Below are 15,609 nucleotides of genomic sequence, written 5' to 3'. Positions count from 1 at the left end.
ACTAGAATGTCGATCCCATGGCGCTTTTCGAGCTTGTCTCCGACTTTCGCCCCGCCGGCGATCAGCCCGGCGCGATCGAGCGCCTCTCGGCGGGCCTGAAGGAAGGCCGCCGCGACCAGGTGCTCCTCGGCGTCACGGGGTCCGGGAAGACGTTCACGATCGCGCACGTCGTCGCGGCCGCCGACCGTCCGGTGCTCGTCCTCGCGCACAACAAGACGCTCGCGGCGCAGCTCTACCAGGAGTTCAAGCGCCTGTTCCCGCGGAACGCGGTCGAGTACTTCGTCTCGTACTACGACTACTACCAGCCGGAGGCGTACGTCCCGCAATCCGACACCTACATCGAGAAGGAATCGACGATCAACGAAGAGATCGACCGCATGCGCCATTCGGCGACGCGCGCGCTCTTCGAGCGCCGCGACGCGCTGATCGTGGCGTCGGTGTCGTGCATCTACGGCCTCGGCTCGCCCGAGGCGTACCACGGGATGCTCCTCATGATCGAGCGCGGCGCCCCGCTCGACCGCGAGGTCGCGCTCAGGAAGCTCGTCGAGATCCAGTACCGGCGCGTCCCGGGAGACCTCGAGCGCGGGGCCTTCCGGGTCAGAGGGGACGTCCTCGAGATCTGGCCGTCGTATTCCGAGGAGGCGATCCGCGTCGAGTTCTGGGGCGACGTCGTCGAGACGGTCTCGCGGATCGACACGGTGCGCGGGAAGGTGCTCGAGGTGCTGGACCGGCACCCGGTCTACCCGAACTCTCACTACGTGACCCCCCGCGAAACGATGATCCGCGCCATGGAGTCGATCCAGGCGGAGCTGAACGTCCGCCTCCCCGAGCTCGAGGCCGCGGGGAAGCTCCTCGAGGCGCAGCGCCTGCACCAGCGCACGCACTTCGACCTCGAGATGATGCGCGAGGTCGGCTACTGCCACGGGATCGAGAACTACTCGCGCCATCTCACCGGCCGCCACCCCGGCCAGGCGCCGCCGACGCTCATGGACTACTTCCCGCGCGACGCGCTCCTCGTCGTCGACGAGAGCCACGCGTCGATGCCGCAGGTCCGCGCGATGTACCACGGCGACCGCTCGCGCAAGCTCACGCTCGTCGACTTCGGGTTCCGACTCCCGTCCGCGCTCGACAACCGCCCGCTGACGTTCGACGAGTTCGAGGAGCGCCGCGGCCAGGCGATCTACGTCTCGGCGACGCCGGCTCCGTACGAGCTGCGCCTCGCCGGCGGCGAGGTCGTCGAGCAGGTCGTGCGGCCGACGGGCCTCATCGATCCGGAAGTCATCGTGCGTCCCATCGCGGGGCAGGTCGACGACCTCCTCGGCGAGATCCGCACGCGCGCGGCCTCGGGCGAGCGCGTGCTCGTGACGACGCTCACGAAGCGGATGGCGGAGGACCTGACCGAGTACTACCGCGACGTCGGCGTCCGCGTCGAGTACCTGCACGCCGACGTCGAGACGCTCGAGCGGGTCAAGATCCTGCGGGATCTTCGCAAGGGGGAGTTCGACGTGCTCGTCGGCGTCAACCTGCTCCGCGAAGGGCTCGACCTCCCCGAGGTCTCCCTCGTCGCGATCCTCGATGCGGACAAGGAGGGCTACCTGCGCTCCACGGGCTCGCTCATCCAGACGATCGGCCGCGCGGCGAGGAACGTGAACGGCCGCGCGATCCTCTACGCCGACGTCGAGACCGACTCGATGCGCGCCGCGCTCGCGGAGACGAGCCGGCGCCGCGCGCGCCAGGAGACGTACAACGCCGAGCACGGGATCACACCCGAGTCGATCCGCCGAAGCATCGACGACCTGCTCTTCTCGCCGGTCGCGGCCGACTACTCGACCGTGCCGCTCGACGAAGAGGATGCGGAGGAGATCTTCGAGGACCAGGAAGCGCTCGTCGCCGAGATCGCGCGCCTCGACAAGGCGATGCGGGCGGCCGCCGAGCGGCTCGACTTCGAGGAGGCCGCGGCGCACCGCGACCGCATCCGCTACCTCGAGACGAAGGGCGTCCTCGCGTGACGACGAGCCGGTACAGCTCCAAGGGCGGCAAGTCGTATCCGGCACGCCACGGCGAGCCGCCGCCGATGAGCTTCTTCGACCGGGAGTGGCCGGCAGCGGGAGGCGCGCGCTTCGACCTCGCGCTCGACGCGGTCGGGCTCGCGCTCGTCGGGATCGACGAGGAGCGTGCGGAGGCGCTTCGTGCGCGGTACGGCCCGTACGCCGCGGCCGCGCATGCGCCGATCGCCGTGCACTTCGGCATCGACGAGCGCCCGCACTTCATCGAGCCTGCGGGAGAGCTCGAGTTCAACCCCATCTGGATCGCCTGCGACGGAACGCGTGTCCGCTATCTCGGCCTCCGCGTCGCCGGCTGGTTCGATACCGCCGCGCGTGACGGACGGCTCGTCCTCGCGTCGGGCGGCGTGGAGCCGGACCTCCGCGCCATCGAGAACTACCTCCGTTGCGCGGTCGCGTGGGACGCGGCGTCCCGCGGCGGGGCGCTCGTCCACGGCGCGAGCGCCGTGCGGAACGGGCGCGCGTACTTGTTCTTCGGCGAGTCCGGGGCGGGGAAGTCGACGCTCTCCGCGGTGACCGATCGCGCGACCGTCGTGAGCGACGACCTCACGCTGCTGCTCCCGCGGCCCGGTGGAGGCCTCGACGTCGTCGGCAGCCCGTTCCGCGGGACCTACGAGGAGGGCCCGCCCGTCGTCGGCCGGTTCCCGCTCGCCGCGGCGTTCCGGATCCTGAAAGGTCCCGCGGCCGAGGTGAAGGACGCGCCGCGCGCGATCGTCTTCGGGCAGCTCGTCGGCAACCTGACCTTCGTCGCCGAGGCGTTCGGCGCGCGCCCCGATCTCTTCGCTTCGGTCGAAGCGGCCTTTTCGAAGGTGCCGCTCCGGCATCTCGTCTTCCGCAAGGACGACAGCTACTGGGACGCGATCGACGCGGCGGGGCTGTGACCCGCCTCGACGTCGATCTCTCGGGGATCGGCGTTCGCGTGACCGGCCTCTCCGATCTTCTCGGTGCTGCGCTCGCGCACCGGTGGGGACGATTCGTCACGGCGCTCCAGGGAGAGCCCGTCTTCTCCGTCACCGTCGAGGCCGAGCCTCCTTCGGCGCGCGTGCACCCGTTCGCGCCGAAGACCATGCGGTCCGAGATCGCCGACGGCGGCGCCTCGTTCGCGATCGATCAGGGCACCGCGGTCGTCTCGCGCTCCGGCGCGATCACGATCTGCCTCGTGGCGACGACGACCGAGCTCCAGGCCGCGGGGCTCGTCAACCTGCTCATGGCGGCGATCGCGTGGCGCCTGCCCGAGATGGACGCCGTGCTCCTCCACGCCGCGGGGATCGTGCTCGACGGGCGCGCGTTCGTTCTCGTCGGGGGAGAAGGCACCGGAAAATCGACGTGGGCCTCGCTCGCGCGAGAGGCGGGGGCCGAGGTCCTGGGCGACGATCTCGTGCTCGTCCACCGGCGCGAGGCGCTCGCCTGCCCGTTCCGCGCGGAGGCGTCGACGCTGCGCGTGCCGGGACGGTGGCCGCTCGCCGCGGTGCTCGCGGCCTCGCACGCGAAGGCGGCGTCTCTGGCCGAAGAGCCCGCGATCAAGACGCAGGCGCGTCTCGCCGCCAACGCGCCGTTCGCCGTCGACGGATGGGGAAGCGGCGGAGCGCTCGACCGTCTCCTCGACCGCCTGGTCCACGACGTTCCTCATCGAACGCTCGCGTTCGCGAGGGACGCGTCGTTCGTCCCGCTCCTGATCAGAAGTGCCGGAGGACGGTGAAGAGGTCGGACCGGTCGTCGGTCCAGAGCACGTCCTTCGCTCCGGGATGCGGGGGCAGCGGCATCGGCGTCCAGCGCGGATCGGCGGCGAGCGGGGCGAGCCGCTCGCGCGAGCGCGCGAGGATCGCCCACGTCGACGGCTCCTTCCCCTCGATCGTCCAGGCGTCGGTCATCGTGCGGTCGCCTTCGAGAAACGCGCTCGCGTGGAGATCGCGCGCGATCGCGTCGACGACCTCCTCGAGGCGCAGGTAATGATTCGTGAGATGGATGAGGAGCACGCCGTCGGGCGCGAGCTTCCGTAGGGCGAGATCGACGGCCTCGCGCGTCAGGAGGTGGACGGGGATCGCGTCCGAGCTGAACGCGTCGAGGACGAGGACGTCGAAGGCGCCGTCCGCCGTTCGTGCGAGGGAGAGGCGGCCGTCGCCGACGGTGACGTCGACCCGCGCGGCAGAATCGGCGAGATAGGTGAAGAAGAGCGGGTCGCGGGCGATCCGTACCACGGCGGGGTCGATCTCGAAGTAGGTGAAATGCTGGCCCGCGTGGCCGTACGCCGCGATCGTCCCCGCGCCGAGGCCGACGATTCCGATCTCCTTCGACCCATCGAGCGCGAGCGCGTCCCATGCCTGACCGAGCGGCCCCGAGCGGTGGTAGTACGTTGTCGGGGTCCTCCTCCGGTCCGGATCGACCGCCTGGAGGCCGTGTCGCGTCGCGCCGTGGATGAGCATGTGGAACTCGACGCGCGCCGGCGATTCGGAGTCGCCCCGGCGAAACCAGGGCCCGTAGCTCGGGACGACGCGATGGACGCCGTAGAACGTGCGCTCGCGGTCGAGGCTCGCCTGCGGGGCCGCGGTCTGCCACCACCCGACGAGGAGGAGCGCCCCGAGCGAGAGCGCGAAGCGCACGCGCCATCCGGCGGCGCCGAGGCACAGGAGCGCCGGCACGATCGCCTGAACGGTCATCGCGGGCCAGCCGGGCGCCACGGGCGACGCGGTCTCGGTCCCGCGGGCGACGATCGCGAACCCGGCGATCGCGAGCGGGACGACGAGGTCGAAGGCGTACGAGAGCGGCCGGCGAGGCTCCGCGCGATCGTCAGGCCAGAGCGGCCGCACGAGGGCGGCGAGGACGAGGGCGAGCGGATACTCGGCGATCGACTTGAAGACGAGCGGCGCCACGGCGGCGTTGAAGACTCCGCCGGCGACGCCGCCGAGCGCGATCCAGAGATAGAACTCGGTGAGCCGCCCCGGCTGCGGCCGCGTCGCGGCGAGGCGGCCGTGGAGCGCGAGCCCGACGGCGGCGAGGGCGGCGAAGTGGACGACGACGAGCAGGTGCCCGCCCGAGCGGACCGCCGGCATCATGCACGCGGCCACCGATGCGGTCGTGACGGCGAGCGCGAGACCGGACCACGGCCCGATCGTGACGCGCGGCGAGAACGCGACGACGAACGTCGCGAGGTAGATCGCCAGCGGAACGACCCACAGCAGCGGAACAGGAGCGATCTCCGCGGTCACGTACTGCGTGACGCCGAGAACGGCGCTCGAGGGGATGAACGCCAGGAGAACCCAGAGGCCGCGGCGGCGCCACGAGGGTGCCTCGGTTCTCACCGGCGCCTCGCGGCCGGCGGTGCGCGCGAGGATTCCCGCGGCGAGGATCACCGCCGCGAAGACGGCGAAGCCGGTGGAGAAGAGGCGGCTCTGGCTCCACGATCCGTGCGTCCCTTCGATCGGCAGGAGACGCTCGACGACGAGCGGGTAGAGGAGGAGGCCGGAGAAGCTTCCCAGATTGCTCGCCGCATAGAGGAAGTAAGGATCGCGCGCCGGAGACGCACCGTGGAGCCAGCGCTGGAGGAGCGGCCCGGTCGCCGCGAGCGCGAAGAACGGCGCGCCGACGAGAACGGTCAGCGCGCCGAGGAGCCAGGCGACGGGAGCACCGGAGCCCTGCGGGGGGGCCAGGACGCCGCGCGAGAGCGGGAGGGCGAGGAACGCGAGGAGCACGACCGCGAGATGCACCGCGGCCTGCGCGCGCGCCGGAAGCCTCGTCCCGAGGAGATGCGCGTACGCGTAGCCTGCGAGCAGGCCGGCCTGGAAGAAGAGCATGCACGTCGTCCAGACCGAGGCGCTCCCGCCGAGGAGGGGCAGGACCATCTTCCCCACCATCGGCTCCACGAGGAAGAGGAGCGCCGCGGCGAGAAAAGTGGAGAGGGCGAAGACGGGAACGACCGCGAGGCGTCTCACGAGCGGCCGATCTTATCCGAATCGTAAGATGCTCCTCGTGCCCGAAGACGATCGTCTCAAGGAGAAGGTGGCCGGTCTTCCCGACCGGCCCGGGGTCTACCTCTACCGGAACGTAGGCGGCAAGCTCCTCTACGTAGGCAAGGCGAAGTCGCTGCGCTCGCGCGTGCGGTCGTACTTCCAGCCCTCCGCCCAGCACCCCCCGCGAACCGCGCAGCTCGTCGCCGAGGTGAGCGATCTCGAGACGATCGTCGTCGACACGGAGATGGAGGCGCTCATCCTCGAGGCGAACTTCATCAAGCGCGAGAGGCCGCCGTACAACGTGGTCCTCCGCGACGACAAGAACTTCCCGTATTTGAAGCTGTCGCTCGCGGACACGTTCCCGCGCGTCTCGCTCGTCCGTCAGGCCAAGCTCGACAAGAACGCGTACTACGGTCCGTTCATCCCGGCGTCGGTCGCAAGGCGGTCGATGAAGCTGATCCCGCGGTTCTTCCAGGTCGCGACGTGTGGCGAGGTCTTCGACGGCAAGCGGCGGCCTTGTCTCTACTACCACCTCGAGCAGTGCCTGGCGCCGTGCGCCGGAAAGACGACGCCCGAGGAATACGGGCGCGCCGTCGCCGACGCGAAGCTGTTCCTCGAGGGCCGCGACCGCGAGCTGTCGGCGTCGCTGACGACGAAGATGAAGGAGGCGTCGGGCTCGCAGGAGTACGAGAAGGCCGCGAGGTTCCGCGACACGCTCAAGACCGTCGAGCGTCTCGCCGTGAGGCAGAACATCCTCTCGGCGGGGCTCGAGGACCAGGACTATCTCGCGCACCACGCCGAGGGCCGTGAGGTGGCGCTCCAGCTCTTCGAGATGCGCGGCGGGAAGATCTCCGCGCGCCGCGAGTTCACCTTCGACGACGTCGAGGCGACTCCCGCGGCGTTCTACGCCCAGGTGCTCGTGCAGCTCTACGCGGATGCCCCTCCTCCGCCCGACGTCTTCTTGCCTGCGCTGCCGACCGAAGCACCGCTCGTCGAACGCTGGCTCGCGGATCGGAGCGGGGGCCGCGTGCGCCTGCGCGTCCCCGAGCGGGGGACGAAGCGGAAGTTCTTGGCGATGGTCGAGAAGAACGCCGCGCTCGCATTCGAGGCGCGCTTTCGCGCGCGCCACAGCCACGGCGTCGCCGCCGCGGAGGCGCTCGCCGAGGCGCTCGGCCTTCCCGACGTGCCGAACCGGATCGAGTGCTTCGACATCTCGAACATCCAGGGGACCGACGCGGTGGCCTCGATGGTCGTGTGGGAGGGCGGGGCAGCGAAGAAGTCCGACTACCGCATCTTTAACATCCGGTCGGTCTCGGGGCCCGACGACTTCGCGTCGATCGCCGAGGCGGTCACGCGGCGCTATCGCCGTCTCATCGACGAGGGACGGCGCCTTCCCGACCTCGTCCTCATCGACGGCGGCGCCGGGCAGCTCGGCGCGGCGGTTCGCGCGCTCGCCGCGGAGGGCCTGCCGACGCTGCCGCTCGTCGGCATCGCCAAGCGCGAGGAGGAGATCTACCTGCAGGGCGGGGGAGAGCCGGTGCGGCTCGACCGGCGCTCGCCGGCCCTCCACCTGCTCCAGAGGATCCGCGACGAGGCCCACCGCTTCGCGGTCGGCAAGCACCGGGCACGCCGCGCGCGCCGGACGCTGACGACCTCCCTGCTCGAGATCCCCGGCGTCGGCCCGGTCCTGGCGAAGAAGCTCCTCCGCGCCTTCGGGAGCGTCGAGGGGGTGAAAAAGGCGACGGAGCCGGAGCTGGCGGCGGTCTGCGGGCCGAAGGTCGCCCGCGAAATCGCCCGTTCTCACGCCACCTTGTAGATCCGCGCTCCGTTCCTATATTCCCCTCGATGAGATTCTGGCGGTCGATCCCCGGGGCCGTGGTCCTCGTGTCGCTCCTCGGCACGGCGGCCGGCTTCGTCATGGCCGCGGTCCAGGTCCAGCGCCTCATGCATCCCGCGCGGACCGCCGCCGCCGAGGGCGACCTCGGCGCGGAGCTCGCGCGGGTGGACGAGGTGAGCTTCGCCTCGGCGGACGGCGTCCCGCTGGCCGGCTGGCTCCTCCACGGGGCCAAGGGCAGGGCGCCGGTCATCCTCTGCCACGACCTCGGCGAGAACAAGAGCGCGCTCATCAACCTCGCCATCGCGCTCAACCGTGAGGGGCTCACGGTGCTCACGTTCGACTTCCGCGGGCACGGCGCGAGCGGAGGCGGCGCCTCGACGCTCGGCATCGACGAGGCGCGCGACGTGACCGGCGCCGTCGATTTCGTCGCGACGCTTCCGAAGGGCGAGGTCGACGGTCGGGCGATCGGCATCTTCGGCGCGGGGATGGGGGCGCACGCCGCCGTGCTCGCCGCGGCCGACCGCCCCGCGCTCCGCGTCCTCGTCCTCGACGGCCTGTGGCCCGACGTGCGCTGGAGGCTCGTGCGCGGCGCGCTCCCCGACTGGTCGTGGGGCCAGGACCACGTCGGCGGCGTTCCGATGGCGATGTTCGCGCTCCTCTCCGGCAGCGCGCCGTCGTCCCGCCGCGCGGCGGACGTTCTCCCCGAGCTGGCCGGGCGCGATCTGCTCCTCGTCTCTCCCGCCGGCGACGGGAGGCTCGACGACGCGATGAAGGCGATGTACGCGACCCTCCCCGAGCGGCGCGATTCCGAGCGCAACCTCATCACGCTCCCCGCGACGCGGGCGTCGGGCCTCTCGGCCGACGAGCTGGCCCGCTACCACAAGAAGGTCGTCGACTTCTTCGTCTCCCGCCTCTCGATCCGGTAAGCCCCCCAAGCCTGATAAAGTGCGGCGATGACCCCTTCGGCCCCCGCACGGCCGTCCGCCTTCCTCGAGGAGGGGCGCGCGCTCGTCGACGTGGCGCTCGAGGGCGCGCTGCCGCCCCTCGGAACGCCTCCCGCGACCCTCCACGAGGCGATGCGGTACACGCTCCTCCTCCCGGGCAAGCGCCTTCGCGGGGTCGTCGTGCTCGCCGCCTGCGAGATGCTCCGCGGCGCACGCGAGGACGCCGTCCCGCTCGCCGTCGCGGTCGAGATGGTCCACGCGTCGTCCCTGATCCTCGACGATCTGCCCTCGATGGACAACGCGACGCTCCGGCGAGGGAAGGCGTCGCTCCACCGCGTCTACGGCGAGGCGAACGCGATCCTCGCGGCGATCGGCCTCTTGAACGAAGCGTTCGCGCAGATCCAATCCGCGGCAGCGCTCAAGGACCGCGGGAAGCGCGAGGCCAGCGCGTGCCTCGCCGCCGCGATCGGCTCCTCGGGGCTCATCGGAGGCCAGTTCGCCGATCTCGAGGCGACCGGGCGGCGGCTCGACCTCGACGCGCTCGAGTACATCCACGCCCACAAGACTGGAGCGCTCTTCATCGCCGCGGCCGAGCTCGGCGCGGTCGCCGCGCAGGGGCGCGCGCGGGACGTCGAGGCGCTCCGGCGGTACGCGAAGAATCTCGGGCTGGCGTTCCAGATCACCGACGACCTGCTCGACTACAGCGGCGATCCCGCGACGACCGGCAAAGATGCCGGCCTCGACCGGAACCGCACGACGTTCGCGAACGTCGCCGGCATCGACGGCGCGCGGCGCCTGACCGACGAGCTCTGCCAGACGGCGATCTCCGCTCTCGAGCCGTTCGGCAAGAGGGCGGCCGTTCTCGCCGGTCTCGCCGACATGGTCCGCGACCGCGACCGTTGAGCCCGGCGGCCCCATGACCGAGCCGTACGACCGGGTGAGGCGCCAGCTCGTCGAGCACGGTTACCTCCAGGGCCCGATCGAGCGCTTCGTCCTTCGCGACCTCGGGTTCCTTCGCGCCGCGTTCAAGGCCTCGGTCATCGGCGGACCGCTCCTCGGCGCGCTCCTCGCCGCCTCGACCGTCGCCGCGAACCGCCCGGCCCTGGGCGCGCGCGACGCGCTCGTCCTCTGGGGGTACTTCGCGGCCCTCGCGGGCGTCTCGCTCTTCGTCCTCGATCTCCTCGGCGCCTCCGCCGCGAGGGCGTGGGCGCGCCGCCGCGGGGCGAGGCCGAGCGACAGCGTGCGCGCCGGCCTGCTCGTCGCGGCGCCGGTCCTCGCGTACGTCGTCGCGGTGTGGGCGGTGGGACGTCCGGAGCGCGGCCTGAGCGAGGACGCGCTCTTCCTGGCGGGCGCCGTCGCGGTGAGCGCCATGATCGCCTGGCTCGCGGGGATCGTGTCGCTGGCGGCGATCGTCGGCGCGACCGGTGAGGTGCCCGATCGTAACCGTCGCGCCGCAGCGGCCGGCGCCGCGGTCCTCGTCCCGCTCGCGGCGGTGGTGCTCCTCCTTCCGGTGTGGCGCGCGGGATCCGCGCATCCGGTCCCGGCGTCGCCGTTCCAGGCACCGGCACGGGCGGACCGTGTCCTCGTCGCCGGGATCGACGGGCTCGACGGCGCCCTCGTCGAGGCGCTCGCGCCGTCGGGGGCGGTCGACCACCTCCTCGCCGCGATCGCGCGCGGCGCGATGAGCCCGACCCACCGCGCCGACGGTCTCGAGCCCGCGGAGGTGTGGACGACGATCGCGACGGGGATGCCGGCCGAGATGCACGGCGTCCGCGCCGCCGGAGCGCGCCGGCTCCCCGGGGTCGCAGCACCGATCGCCGGTGGGACCGGACCCGCGGCGCTCGACGCCGCGCTGCGCTTCCTCCTGCCCTCACGGACCGTTCCCTCCTCCGGCGCCGGCCGGCGCGTGCGCACCGTCTGGGAGATCGCCGCGCTCGCGCACCCGTCGGTCTCGGTCGGCTGGTGGGCGTCGTGGCCGGCGCGGGGCACGGAAGGCGACCCCGCCGGCGGCTACGTCGTCTCGGATCGCGCGCTCGTCAAGCTGCTCGCGGGATCGCGGGAGGACCGCGACACCTCGCCGGCCTCGCTCTTCGACCGGCTCGCGGGAACCTTCGCGGCCGATCGCGACGGGTGGCGGCGTGAGTGCGCGGAACGGTTCGCGACGATCCCCGAGGGGCCGCGCGCGCTCGTTTGCGAGTCGCTCGTCATCGACGCGTTCGCCTGGACGTCGGCCACGCGGCTGACCGCCGATCCCGCCGCCGGCTCGGCGTTCGTCTACCTTCCCGGTCTCGACATCCTGCGCACGCGCCTCGCGCGCACGCCGCCCGGGACCGCCGAAGCGCTCGTCGCGGCGCAAGCGATCGAGGGCTACGTGAGGTGGCTCGACGCGAGGGTCTTCGCGACGCTCGGCGCGGGCTGGGCGTCGCGTGTCGTCCTCATCGCCGATCCCGGCCGGAGCGCGGGAGCGGACGCGGAGGGGTTCGTCGCGGTCACGGGACCGGGTGCGGTGCCGGCGTGCGTCGGGCCGACGATCGGCGACCTCGACGTCGCCCCGGTCATCCTCCGCGCGCTCGACCTGCCGGCCTCGAAGGACATGCCGGGGAAGTCGCCCGCGCGCTGCTTCGAAGATTCGTCCCCGCCGCCGATCGCGACGTGGGGACGCCGCGGAGCGCCGGCAGTCGAGGCTCTGTCCGACGAAGATCCCGAGGTGCTCGAGCGTCTCAGGAGCCTGGGCTACGTAAGATGACCTGGCGCCTGCGCGCGGCCCTCCTCGTCACGCTCGCGGTGCTCCTCGCGCACGCGGCGGTCTACCGCTTCCTGTGCGACGACGCCTTCATCTCGTTCCGCTACGCGAAGAACCTGGCCTCCGGCGCCGGCCTCGTCTTCAATCCGGGCGGGGAGCGGGTCGAGGGGTACACGAACTTCCTGTGGGTCGTGGTGCTCGCGGCGCTCGACCGCGTGGGACTCCGGCCCGAGCACGTCGCACCGGTCCTCTCGATCCTGCTCACGATCGTGCTGTGGGGGCTCGTCGTCTCGGCGAGCGTGCGCTTCCTGCCGCCGCGCGCGTCACCGTTCCTCGTCGTCCTTCCCGCGGCGTGGATGGCGCTCACGCGAAGTGTCGCGGTCTGGTCGACGAGCGGGCTCGAGACGCGCCTTTTCGAGGTGCTCACCGTCGCCGGCGTCCTGTGTCTCATCGACGGCGTCGCCGCGGCGGATTCCGGGAGCCGCGCGCGCGTCCCGTGGGCCGCCGTGCTCCTCGGGCTCGCCGCGCTGACGCGTCCCGACGGGATGCTCATCGGCGGGGCCGCGATGGCGGCCGCAGGCGCGGTCTTGGTCGTGCGGCGGCGGCTCAGGATCGCCGATGCCGTCCTCCACGCCGGGGTGTTCGGCGCGATCGTCGGCGGGCATCTCCTCTTTCGTCACGCGTATTACGGGGCGTGGCTGCCCAACACGTACTACGCGAAGGTCGGAGGCCGCGCGTGGTGGGGGATGGGCGGCGCGTACGTCGCGTGCTGCGCTCTCGAGTACGCCGCGTGGCTTTGGATCCCGCCGCTCGTCGCGGGAATCGGCGCAGAGGTCCGCGAGCGGCGCTCCGAGATCCCGCTGGTGATCGGCGCCGTCATCGTTCCGCACGCGATCTACATCGCATCGATCGGCGGCGACCACTTCGAGTACCGGCCCCTCGATCTCTACTTCCCGCTGCTCTTCCTCTTGATCGCGCGCGGGCTCGCCTCGATGACCTTCCCGCGTTGGGCGGTCGCCGCGTACGCGTCGGCGATCGCGCTCGGTCTCGTCATCCTTCCTTGGGAATCTCACCGACAGTTCCCGCGGGACTACAGCCCGGGATTTCCCGGCATGGGTGCTCCCCAGGAGCGCGCGGCGTTCCTCGACCCCGCGAGGGATCCGTTCCTGCGGTGGCCGGGGCTCCGCAGCCTGGGCGAGGCACACCGGAAGCTCCTCCGCCTCACGACCTCGCGGCTCGCCGGTGTCCGCCAAGAAGAACACGCGCTCTTCCTCGCGACCGTCGCCCCCGAAGGGAGGCGGCTCGCGCAGCTCGTCGCCGGTGGCACGCTGCCCGCGGACACCCACATCGCGATCAGCGCCGTCGGCGCGATCCCGTATGACTCGAACCTGCGCGTCCTCGACCGGCTCGGCTTGACCGACGCGGTGGTCGCGCACTCGGCGCCGAACGCGTTCCGATATCTCGCGCACGACCGCCAAGCGACGATCGAGTATGCGGCGCAGGCGGGGGTCGATCTCTGGTCCGAGCATCCGGTCCATCTGCTCTACCGCAGCGACGACGACGCCTTGTTGTGGACCGCCGAGCAAGCGCACGCGGCGTCGTCTGCGGCTTGGTTCGCGGAGACGGGCGAAGGCGACGTGATCGTCGCGAGGCTGCCGCAAGGGCCGGAAAAAGCAGCCGCGCGGTTCCCCAGGCTCCGCTTCCTCCCGCTCGGCGAGCCCTCGTCCTACGCGGCGCTCCTCGACCTCGTCATCGCGGCGCAGCGTGCGAGGCTCGCGCGCGAGCCCGGGTCGCAGGAGGTGCGCGCCACGCTCGGAGCGGCGCTGGCCGAGGCCGGCCGCGACGACGAGGCGATCTCGATCTTCCGGACGCTCGCCGGAGAAGGCGATGCCGAGGGCTGGTACAACCTGGGAACGATCCTCGTCCGCCGCGGCGATCTCGACGGCGGCGTCGACGCCCTTCATCGGGCACTGACGCTCGACCCGTTCCTGGCACCGGCGCGGCAGAACCTCGGCCTCGCGCTCGTGCGCGCCGGGAAGCTGCAGGAGGCGGTCGGCGAGCTCCGGGAAGCGGTGCGGCGCGATCCGGAGTCGGAGCGGGCGCTCTACCTCCTCGGCCTCGCGCTCACGATGGCCGGAGACACCCAGGGAGCGGGGGAGTGCGCCCGCGCGTTGTCGGCTCTCGGGACCCCCGACGGAACCGCTTATGCCGACAAGCTTTCCCAGGCGGCGCCGGCGCACTGAACAGGTCCGGTTCCGGGTGGACAAAATGGGACCCGCACCGTACACTTTCGGCCTTCCTCGGAGACCACGTGACCGATCTCGAGACCCTTCCGGCCAAGCCACGCCGGCATCCCGACACGGCGTTTCGCAAGATCGGCGATGACGGCGGTCTCGTCGTCCTTCCCGGCCGCGCCGAGGTCAAGGTCTTGAATCCCGTCGGGATCGTCGTATTTTCCCTGTTGGACGGGACGCGGGACCTGAACGCGCTGAAAGAGGCGGTCATGGCCGAGTTCGAGATCGACGAAACCGAGGCCCGGGAAGGCGTCGTCTCGTTCCTGCACGACCTGCAACGGGAAGGGATGTTGGAGACATGAGCGCAGCCGCCGAGCAGCCCAGCCCCTATCGCAGACTCGTTGAGAAGGCCTTCGCCGATGCGATCCCGCTGTCGGCGCAGTTCGAGCTGACATTCCGCTGCAACCACCTCTGCACGTTCTGCTACAACTCGCCCGAAGGCCGGCGCGAGATGACGACGCCGGAGATTTTCGAAACGCTTCGCAAGGTCTCCGAGTTCGGCGTCCTCTACCTCACGCTCACCGGCGGCGAGGCGCTCTGCCACAAGGATTTCTTCAAGATCGCCGCCGAGGCGCGCCGCCTCGGCATGGCGCTGCGCATCTACACGAACGGCTACCTCCTCGCCGACAAGGCGATGGCGAAGCGCGTCGTCGACCTCAAGCCGATGGAGGTCGAGATCTCGATCCACGGCGCGAGGGGCGAGACGCACGATGCGCTGACGCGGATCAAGGGCTCGTTCGACAAGACGGTGCAGGGGATCCGGAACCTGCGCGACGCCGGCGTCAAGGTCGAGCTCAAGGTGCCGATCACGAAGCTCAACCAGCACGAGCTGTTCCAGATCCGCGATCTTGCGGACAGCCTCGGCTGCCACACCACGTTCGACGCCGTGATCACCCCCAAGGACGACGGGAACCTCGATCCACTCGCCCTTCGTCCCGACGACGACTTCCTCCAGAAGTACTGGGGCGAGTGGTACCTCGACCTCCACCACGGCAAGAAACCGCCGCGCCAGAACCATTGCGCCGCCGACGGCGTCGAGGCGAACTGCGGCACCGGGCGGAGCGGATTCACGATCGACCCGTACGGGAACATCCTGCCCTGCGTGGCCTTCCGCCGGGCGATCGCGAATGTCCTCGAGATCAATTCGTTCAACGACATCTGGGGAACGAATCCGGTCCTGAACGAGGTCCGGCAGCTCGCCGTCGATGCGCGTACGAAGCTCAACAAGCACGAGAACGGCGCCTACTTCCAGTTCTGTCTCGGTGTGGCCGAAAAGCAGGTGGGGGACCCGCTCGGGATCTACCCGCAGGCCGACCTGAATGCGAAATCGGTCCGCCGCTCTTACGAATTGCTCCAGATCGGCGAACCGGGGCATTGAAAAAGTGGTTGAAAACGATACCCTCGCACCGTATAACCAAGGCGCTTCCGGCACGGTAGCCGGGCGGGATTGAAAGACTGCACTTTTTTTGGGTCAACACGCGCTCCATTCAGGGGGAGGACATGAGGAAGACCTACGAACGTCCGGCGATCATTCACACCGAGAAGCTCGAGGCTCGTGCAGTGGCTTGCGCCAAGGCAGACGACAGCTGCGGCGCCGGACCGATCCAGAGCTGAGCAAGATCTAGCGAGGGCCGCATCGTCGGGGGTTAGGCGGCCCTCCGGCAACATCATGAGGGCTCCCAGGAGCGTTTTCCTCTGGGGGTTCTTGGCGGGAGTTACGGCGGGGCTCGCTTTCGCGGCCCCGCCGTCGTCTTTCGTAGCGCCGATCGAAGAAGCTCGTG

11 protein-coding genes are annotated in these 15,609 nt (G+C 70.9%); 10 read left to right on the top strand and 1 reads right to left on the bottom strand.

All coding sequences use genetic code 11. The features are described 5' to 3' along the window. Positions 1-17: 17 nt before the first annotated feature. Genes uvrB through VFV19_15380 form a run of 3 tightly spaced genes read left to right on the top strand, consistent with a single transcriptional unit; the run spans position 18 to position 3,762 of the window. Positions 18-2,009, top strand: coding sequence for an excinuclease ABC subunit UvrB (gene uvrB / locus VFV19_15390; protein ID HEX4825685.1), 1,992 nt, complete (start codon positions 18-20; stop codon positions 2,007-2,009). Continuing rightward, positions 2,006-2,944 carry a hypothetical protein gene (locus tag VFV19_15385; protein HEX4825684.1) on the top strand — a complete coding sequence of 313 codons (939 nt, stop codon included), beginning with the start codon at positions 2,006-2,008 and terminating at the stop codon, positions 2,942-2,944. The genes uvrB and VFV19_15385 overlap by 4 nt, the downstream gene beginning before the upstream one ends. Beyond that, positions 2,941-3,762: a hypothetical protein gene (locus VFV19_15380; protein HEX4825683.1), complete on the top strand. Its 822-nt coding sequence runs from the start codon at positions 2,941-2,943 to the stop codon at positions 3,760-3,762. Before VFV19_15385 ends, VFV19_15380 begins: the two co-directional genes overlap by 4 nt. Here VFV19_15380 and VFV19_15375 read toward each other — a convergent pair. After that, entirely contained in the window at positions 3,740-5,992 is a 2,253-nt protein-coding gene (locus tag VFV19_15375; protein ID HEX4825682.1) for a fused MFS/spermidine synthase, read from the bottom strand. The two genes, VFV19_15380 and VFV19_15375, sit on opposite strands and share 23 nt — an antisense overlap. Positions 5,993-6,029: 37 nt before the next feature. Here VFV19_15375 and uvrC point away from each other — a divergent pair, with 37 nt between their 5' ends. The 7 genes from uvrC (at position 6,030) to VFV19_15340 (ending at position 15,206) form a co-directional block, all read left to right on the top strand. Continuing rightward, entirely contained in the window at positions 6,030-7,826 is a 1,797-nt protein-coding gene (gene uvrC / locus VFV19_15370) for an excinuclease ABC subunit UvrC (protein ID HEX4825681.1), read from the top strand. 29 nt (positions 7,827-7,855) lie between these two features. Next, the gene (locus tag VFV19_15365) at positions 7,856-8,773 is read left to right on the top strand and encodes an alpha/beta hydrolase (protein ID HEX4825680.1); all 918 of its coding nucleotides are present in this window, start codon (positions 7,856-7,858) and stop codon (positions 8,771-8,773) included. A 27-nt stretch (positions 8,774-8,800) separates the two neighbouring features. Then, positions 8,801-9,694: a polyprenyl synthetase family protein gene (locus VFV19_15360; GenBank protein ID HEX4825679.1), complete on the top strand. Its 894-nt coding sequence runs from the start codon at positions 8,801-8,803 to the stop codon at positions 9,692-9,694. 13 nt (positions 9,695-9,707) lie between these two features. Next, positions 9,708-11,537, top strand: a complete 1,830-nt coding sequence (locus VFV19_15355; GenBank protein HEX4825678.1) for a hypothetical protein — start codon at positions 9,708-9,710, stop codon at positions 11,535-11,537. Beyond that, positions 11,534-13,777 carry a tetratricopeptide repeat protein gene (locus VFV19_15350; protein HEX4825677.1) on the top strand — a complete coding sequence of 748 codons (2,244 nt, stop codon included), beginning with the start codon at positions 11,534-11,536 and terminating at the stop codon, positions 13,775-13,777. Before VFV19_15355 ends, VFV19_15350 begins: the two co-directional genes overlap by 4 nt. A 68-nt stretch (positions 13,778-13,845) precedes the next feature. Next, positions 13,846-14,130, top strand: coding sequence for a PqqD family protein (locus VFV19_15345; GenBank protein HEX4825676.1), 285 nt, complete (start codon positions 13,846-13,848; stop codon positions 14,128-14,130). After that, positions 14,127-15,206 carry a radical SAM protein gene (locus VFV19_15340; GenBank protein ID HEX4825675.1) on the top strand — a complete coding sequence of 360 codons (1,080 nt, stop codon included), beginning with the start codon at positions 14,127-14,129 and terminating at the stop codon, positions 15,204-15,206. Before VFV19_15345 ends, VFV19_15340 begins: the two co-directional genes overlap by 4 nt. The last annotated feature ends 403 nt before the right edge of the window (positions 15,207-15,609 follow it).

This window comes from Candidatus Polarisedimenticolaceae bacterium (assembly GCA_036275915.1).
Taxonomy (GTDB): domain Bacteria; phylum Acidobacteriota; class Polarisedimenticolia; order Polarisedimenticolales; family DASRJG01; genus DASRJG01.
Note: the sequence above shows the minus strand (reverse complement) of the source record. Positions and strands in the feature narration are given on the sequence as shown.